This window comes from Sphingopyxis sp. PET50 (assembly GCF_025244705.1).
In the GTDB taxonomy this organism is placed as follows: Bacteria; Pseudomonadota; Alphaproteobacteria; order Sphingomonadales; family Sphingomonadaceae; genus Sphingopyxis.
Map to the genome: position 1 here is coordinate 3673687 of NZ_CP104207.1, position 6314 is coordinate 3680000.

Sequence of the window (6314 nt, forward strand, 5' to 3'; positions counted from 1 at the left end):
GGGGGCGGCCGCCGTTCCCTTGATCGCGGTCCCCGCGGCGGCGCAGTCGGACCCCGACGCCACGGCGCAGGGCGATGTCGCGGTCACCATCTACAACAATGGCCAGTCGCTGGTGCAGGACGACCGCCAGCTTGGCGTGAGCGCCGGGCGCAACCGCATCGAATTTCCCGACGTGTCGGCGCGCATCCGGCCCGAGACGGTGACGCTGTCGGGGCCCGGCCTGGCGATCGTCGAGCAGAATTTCGACTTCGACCTGCTCACCCCCGACAAGCTGATGGACAAGGCGGTCGGCCAGTCGATCACCCTCGTCCGGACCAATCCCGCGACGGGCGCCGAACGCAGCGAGCGCGCCAAGGTGCTGGCGGCGAACGGCGGCATCGTGCTCGACGTCGGCGGGCGGATCGAGGTGCTGCGCGACGACGGCCTGCCGGTGCGCGCGGTGTTCGACCGGCTGCCCCCCAATCTGCGCGCGCGCCCGACGCTGTCGGTGACGGTGCAGGCGGCGCAGGCGGGCACGGTGCCGGCGCGGCTGTCCTATCTCACCCCCAATCTCGGCTGGACCGCCGACTATGTCGCCTTGTTCGACGCCGCCAAGGGCGCGATGGACATGCAGGGGTGGGTGACGCTGACCAATTCGACCGGCACCACCTTCTCCAATGCGCGTACGTTGCTCGTCGCGGGCAGTCCGGGCGGCGGGGGCGGATTTTCGCAGTTGACCGGCGCGCTCGACGAGGCGGGGACCGAGACGAGCACGCGCGAGCGGCTGGGCGACTATTATCTCTATCCGCTGGCCGAGCGCACGACGATCGCCAATGCGCAGCAGAAGCAGGTGAGCTTCCTCGATGTGAAGGGCGCGCCGGCGCGCTCGACCTATGAATATGTCAACGGCTGGCTGGGCAGCACCACCGAACCGGTGAGCGCGGCGAGCGTGCTGCGCTTTTCGACCTCGGCGAAGGGCGGGCTGGGCGACCAGCTGCCCGCGGGGACGATCCGCGTCTATATGCGCGACGCGCGCGGCGACCCGCAGTTCATCGGCGAGAACAGCATCGGCCATACCCCGATGGGGTCGTCGATGACGCTGCGCACCGGCGACGCCTTCGACGTCAAGGTACAGTCGACCGTGGTGTCGCGCACCCGCAAGGGCGATTCGCGCTGGCTGACCAAAATGAAATATGTCGTCAGCAACGCGCGGCCCGGCGCGGTGACGGTCGACCTCGCGCAATCGGGGCTGTGGGGCGACGTGCGGATCACCGACGAGAGCCTGAAGAGTAACCGCGTTTCCGCCGACCGCGTCGAATGGCAGGTTCCGGTTCCCGCGAACGGCAAGACCGAAGTCACCGCCACCTTCGATTCGCGCTACTGAGACCGGGGTCATGCGCTGGGCGCACCTGATCCCGGCCGTACTGGCCGTACTGGCCGCGCCGCCGCTCGCGGCGCAGCAGGGCGCGCGGCCATCCGATGCCCCGGTGGTGGTGTCGTCGGCGCTGAAGGACGTCGCGGTCACCGTCTATCGCGCGCCCAATCGCGGGGCGGGGCCGATCAACCCGAACTGGCCGCAGGGTTTCGCGCTGGTCACCGAGACGCGCGTCGTGACGCTGCCCGCGGGCACGGCGGTGCTGCGTTTCGAGGGGGTTTCCGAAGGGCTGCTGCCCGAGACGGCGGTGGTGTCGGGGATGCCCGACGGGGTGCGCGAGAAGAATCGCGACGCGCGGCTGCTGTCGCCAGCGGGGCTGGTCGACGCCTTTCTGAAGCGCAGCGTCACCCTGCGCCGCACCGACCGCAAGACGGGCAAGGTGCGCGAGCAGCAGGCGATCATCCAGGCGGGGCCGAACGGCGGCGTGATATTGCAGACCGCCGCGGGATATGAGGCCTTGGGCTGCGCGGGGCTGCCCGAGCGGATGCTCTACAGCCGCGTGCCCAGGGATCTGTCGGCGAAACCGACGCTGTCGATCCTGGTCGAGAGCGCGCGGGCGCGCACGGTCACCTTGCAGCTCGTCTATCTGTCCGAAGGCTTCGACTGGGCGGCGAACTATGTCGTCGACCGGGCGGAGGGCGGCAAGGCGCTGGGCATCACCGGCTGGATCACCGTCGCCAATGGCGGGGTGACGAGCTTTCCGGGGGCGCAACTCAACGTCATCGCGGGGCGGCTCAACAAGGGCTATCGCGCGCCGCTGCCGCGCACCCCGCCGGGGGCGCTGGTGCTGAAATGCTGGCCGATGGACATCACCAGTACGCACCCCTTCTGGGAATTGCCGCCGGTCATCGAGCCGACCGTCGACTATGAAGAGGAAGTGATGGTCACGGCGGCGCGCCTCGGCGACAAGCTCCATGTCCTGGCCCCGCCGTCGGCGATGATCGCTCCCGCGCCGGCTGCCGGCCCCGCCGCCGCCCGCCGAGGATCTGGGCGACCTCAAATTCTATCGCGTGCCGTTCCGCGTCGACGTTTCGGCGAAGGGGCAGAAGCAGGTCGCGCTGCTCATCAAGGACAAGGTCGCGGTCGAGCAGCTCTATTTCGGCACCCTCTATCAATCCTACAACAGTGCGCCCCAGCCGTTGGTCACCCGGCTGCGGATGCAGAACCGCAGCGAGGACGGGCTCGGCCTCGCGCTGCCGTCGGGCATGGCGGCGGTGTTCGAGACGCTGGCGGGCCGCCGCCTGCTCGTCGGCGAGGCGGCGATCGGCGACAAGGCCGTCGGCGAGCGCGTCGACTATGACATCGGTCAAAGTCCGGCGGTGCAGTTCGGCAGCGTCATCACCGAGCGCGACGCCAAGGGCGAATATCAGACATGGCAGGTCACGCTGACCAACGCGCGGCCCTTCGATGCCGAGGTCGAGATGCTGATCCCCTTTGCAATCGATCCCGAACCCGCGGCATGGGAACGTCGCGGATCGAGCTGGGTGTGGCGGGTACGCGTGCCCGCGAACGACAGCGTCGTGCAAAGCTTCCGGCAGAAATTGAAGAGCGGCTAGGCGGCCATGGGGACGGGTCGCGGCACGGCGTTCTTCCTTGCGCTGGCACTGGCGGCTGGCGGCGCGCCCGCGTCGGCGCAGCCCGATATTCCCGTCATTCCCTCGCGGGCGATCGACGAGGTCGCGGTCACCGTCTATCGCGCGCCCGAACGATCGTCGGGCGGCATTGATTCCGAATGGCCCGAAGGGTTCGCCTTCATCGCCGAGACGCGCACCGTCGCGCTGCCCGCCGGGGTCGCCGCGCTACGCTTCGAGGGCGTGGCCGAGGGGCTGCTCCCCGAGACGGCCGTGATAGCCGGGCTTCCCGACGGGGTGATCGAGAAGAATCGCGATGCGCGGATCCTGTCGCTCGGCGGGGCTGGTCGACGCCTATCTCAAGCGCAGCGTGACGTTGCAGCGCACCGACCGCGCGACGGGCAGGGTGCGGCGGCAGGATGCGATCATCCAGGCGGGGCCGAACGGCGGGGTGCTGCTCAAAACCGCCGAGGGTTATGAGGCGCTGGGATGTTCGGGGCTGCCCGAGCGCATGACCTATGGCGGCGTGCCGAAGGACCTGTCGGCGAAACCGACGCTGTCGGTGCTGGTCGAAAGCGACGTCGCGCGGACGGTGACGATCCAGCTGCTCTATCTCGCCGAGGGGTTCGACTGGGCGGCGAGCTATGTCGCCGAGCGCGGCGAGCAGGGCGAGACGCTGGCGATGACCGGGTGGATCACCGTCGCCAACGGCGGCGTCACCGGCTTTCCGGACGCGCAGCTGAATGTCGTCGCGGGGCGGCTCGAGAAACAGGACAGCATGGGCGCGCCCGAGGACGACGCGGGGCCGCTGGTGCTAAAATGCTGGCCGATGGACATCACCAGCACGCATCCGCTGTGGTCCCTGCCGCCGATCATCCCGGTTCGCGGGTCGGAGGGCGGCTATTATGACGGTGCCGGCGAGATCATCGTCACCGCGCAGCGTCGCCGCGAGTCGCTGCAGGATGTGCCGCTGGCGATCGCGGCGGTCAGCGCCGATTATCTGGCCGAGTCGGAAAATCTGGGCGACCTGAAATATTATCGCATCCCGTTCCGCACCGACGTCGCCGCCAAGCAACAGAAGCAGGTGGCTATGCTCGTGCAGGACCGCGTAACCTATGAGCAGCTCTATTCGGTCGAGGTCAGCGAATGGAGCGATCCCGGGTTCGAAGCCGACCAGCGTGGTGATACGGCTGTGGAACCGCAAGTCGGACGGGCTGGGGCTCGCCTTGCCCGCGGGCCAAGTCGCGCTGTTCGAAAATGCCGGCGTGCAGCGCTTGCTGGTCGGCGAGGCCTTTGCTGCGGACAGGGCGATCGATGAGCGGATCGACTTCGATCTCGGCGCCGAGCAATGGCGTGCGATACAAGGTCGTCGCCGGGGCCGCGAAGGGCCGGGCGCCGCGCGACTGGGAGGTGACGGTCACCAACGACCGCGACACTCCGGCGGAGGTCGAATTGCTGATCCCCTTCGCGCTCGACCCCGAGCCCGGCGGGATCGAGCGGCGCGGCGCGAATCGCGTGTGGCGCGTGAGGGTCGCGGCGAATAGCAGCAGGGTGGAGCGGTTTCGCGAAAAGCGCGACTGAACGAACGGGGGGCGATGACGCGGGTCAGGCCGGCGGCAGCGCCCGCGGCCGGTGATTCTCGTCGAGCGCGACGAAGGTGAACAGGCCTTCGGTGACCTTGACCTGCTCTTCTCCGCGGCCGCGGCTCGCGACGACCTCGATGCGGATGCCCATCGAGGTGCGGCCGCGCCGTTCGAGATGCGCATAGACCGAGATGATGTCGCGCAGCAGGATCGGCGCGATGAACTCCATCGCCTCGATCGCGACCGTCGCGGTCGGCCCCTGCGCGATTCGCGCCGCGACGATGCCGCCGGCGATGTCCATCTGCGACAGGACCCAGCCGCCGAAGATATGGCCGTTGCTGTTGATGTCGGCCGGCGCCGGAACGACGCGCAGGATGGGGTCGTGATGCTTATCGGTCATGGTTCATATCCGGATCATTCTCGAACGGATCCTCGATCGATTCGTCGTGGCCGCTGCCGCTCGACAGGAAGACGAGTCCCATCAGCGCGGCGCCGAGCATCACCGACAGCCCGACCCCCGCGGCGGTGGCGATGATCATGTGGATGGTCAGGCCGTGCGGCAGGCTGAAATGCAGATAGAGCAGCGCCCCGATCACCGCGAGCGTCGACACCAGCGCCATGCCGAGCATCAGCTGCAGCGGTAGCGGCCCCAGGCGATTCTGGACGTATCGCGGTTGTCGAGCGGCGAGGGTTTGACCATGGCGGCTTCCATGGACCAGCCCGGCGCCAAGACCAAGCGGCAATGCGCCGCGGCAGGATGTTTCGCTTGGCGCGCGAATCATGATAGATTGTTTTCTCGACAATAGCGACATGGGGAGCGGCAAGGCATGACGATCGGAGCGATTCTCCACGGACGGACGGGCGCGGTGATTTCGGCGAGCAAGGAAGACAGCGTGCGCGCGGTGGTCGATCTGCTCGCGCAGAACCGGATCGGCGCGGTGCCGGTGATGGAGAATGATGTCATCGTCGGCATCTTTTCGGAGCGCGATCTTGTCCGCCTGCTGTCCTCCTACGGCACCGAGGCGCTCGACCGCAGCCTCGAAGAGGTGATGACCAAATCGCCGGTGACCTGCGAATCGAAAACCGCGGTGATGGGCGCGCTGTCGCAGATGACGCAAAAGCGCATCCGCCACCTGCCCGTGGTCGATGGCGACCAGCTGGTCGGATTCGTGTCGATCGGCGACCTCGTCAAATATCGAATCGACCGGATCGAAGCCGAGGCCGCGGCGATGCGTGACTATATCGCGTCCTGAGTCGCGGGTGCCGGGCGGCGCAATATGAGGCGCTTTATCTCGGCGATCGCTTCCTTTTCGAGCAGCCAGAGCAGGGCGGGGTAGATCAGCCCGCCCGCGCCGACGAGAATCGCGAGCCGCAGCGGCGCGACAAGGCCCGCGGGCAGCGCGCGTTCGATCAGGCCGACCGCGACCGCCATGACCAGCGCCGGCGCCAGTCCGGGCAGGACGGCGCGGCCGATATCGGCGAGGGTCACGCCGATGACCGGCGCCGACAGCCTGGCGGTGACGATCAGCAGCAGCGGCATCGCCACCAGCCACGCCCAGGCGAGGCCGATCAGCCCGAACTGGACGCCGATCAGGAAGCTGACCGGAAAGAGAATCGCGCCGCAGAGCGACGCCTTCATCGCGATCGCCGGGCGGCCGAGCGCGTTGGTGACGGGGGCGAAGAGAATCTGCACCGTCATCACCAGCAGCGCGAGCGCCAATATCTGCACATAGGGCACCATGCCGA

The 6314-nt window shown here is 68.2% G+C and carries 9 protein-coding genes (1 of these 9 running past the window's edge); 6 read left to right on the forward strand and 3 right to left on the reverse strand.

Going from position 1 to position 6314, the window contains the following annotated elements:
- Window positions 1-19: 19 nt before the first annotated feature.
- The 5 genes from N0A20_RS19265 (at window position 20) to N0A20_RS19285 (ending at window position 4566) form a co-directional block, all read left to right on the forward strand.
- A complete protein-coding gene (locus N0A20_RS19265) occupies window positions 20-1363 on the forward strand; it encodes a DUF4139 domain-containing protein (protein ID WP_260581867.1) in 1344 nt (447 codons plus the stop codon).
- Between the two features lie 10 nt (window positions 1364-1373).
- Complete coding sequence (locus N0A20_RS19270; protein WP_260581868.1) at window positions 1374-2714, forward strand: DUF4139 domain-containing protein; 1341 nt, start codon at window positions 1374-1376, stop codon at window positions 2712-2714.
- Window positions 2620-2970 carry a hypothetical protein gene (locus tag N0A20_RS19275; protein ID WP_260581869.1) on the forward strand — a complete coding sequence of 117 codons (351 nt, stop codon included), beginning with the start codon at window positions 2620-2622 and terminating at the stop codon, window positions 2968-2970. Before N0A20_RS19270 ends, N0A20_RS19275 begins: the two co-directional genes overlap by 95 nt.
- Window positions 2971-3301: 331 nt before the next feature.
- Window positions 3302-4303 (forward strand): hypothetical protein, encoded by a 1002-nt coding sequence (locus N0A20_RS19280; RefSeq protein ID WP_260581870.1) that lies wholly within the window; start codon window positions 3302-3304, stop codon window positions 4301-4303.
- The gene (locus N0A20_RS19285; protein WP_260581871.1) at window positions 4300-4566 is read left to right on the forward strand and encodes a hypothetical protein; all 267 of its coding nucleotides are present in this window, start codon (window positions 4300-4302) and stop codon (window positions 4564-4566) included. Before N0A20_RS19280 ends, N0A20_RS19285 begins: the two co-directional genes overlap by 4 nt.
- Before the next feature lie 24 nt (window positions 4567-4590).
- On the opposite strand, the gene N0A20_RS19290 is transcribed toward N0A20_RS19285, so the two are convergent.
- Both N0A20_RS19290 and N0A20_RS19295 read right to left on the reverse strand, forming a co-directional pair.
- On the reverse strand, window positions 4591-4968 hold the full coding sequence (locus N0A20_RS19290; protein WP_260581872.1) for an acyl-CoA thioesterase: 378 nt from the start codon (window positions 4966-4968) through the stop codon (window positions 4591-4593).
- Complete coding sequence (locus tag N0A20_RS19295; protein ID WP_260581873.1) at window positions 4958-5350, reverse strand: hypothetical protein; 393 nt, start codon at window positions 5348-5350, stop codon at window positions 4958-4960. Before N0A20_RS19295 ends, N0A20_RS19290 begins: the two co-directional genes overlap by 11 nt.
- 45 nt (window positions 5351-5395) lie before the next feature.
- On the opposite strand from N0A20_RS19295, the gene N0A20_RS19300 reads away from it, so the two are divergent.
- Entirely contained in the window at window positions 5396-5821 is a 426-nt protein-coding gene (locus N0A20_RS19300; protein ID WP_260581874.1) for a CBS domain-containing protein, read from the forward strand.
- Here the strand turns inward: N0A20_RS19300 and N0A20_RS19305 are convergent.
- A protein-coding gene (locus tag N0A20_RS19305; RefSeq protein WP_260581875.1) for a lipopolysaccharide biosynthesis protein crosses the window boundary here: on the reverse strand, window positions 5806-6314 show its end. Its footprint extends 1009 nt past the window's final position; 509 of the gene's 1518 nt are visible here — the last part of the coding sequence; its start codon lies beyond the right edge, outside the window; the stop codon is at window positions 5806-5808. The two genes, N0A20_RS19300 and N0A20_RS19305, sit on opposite strands and share 16 nt — an antisense overlap.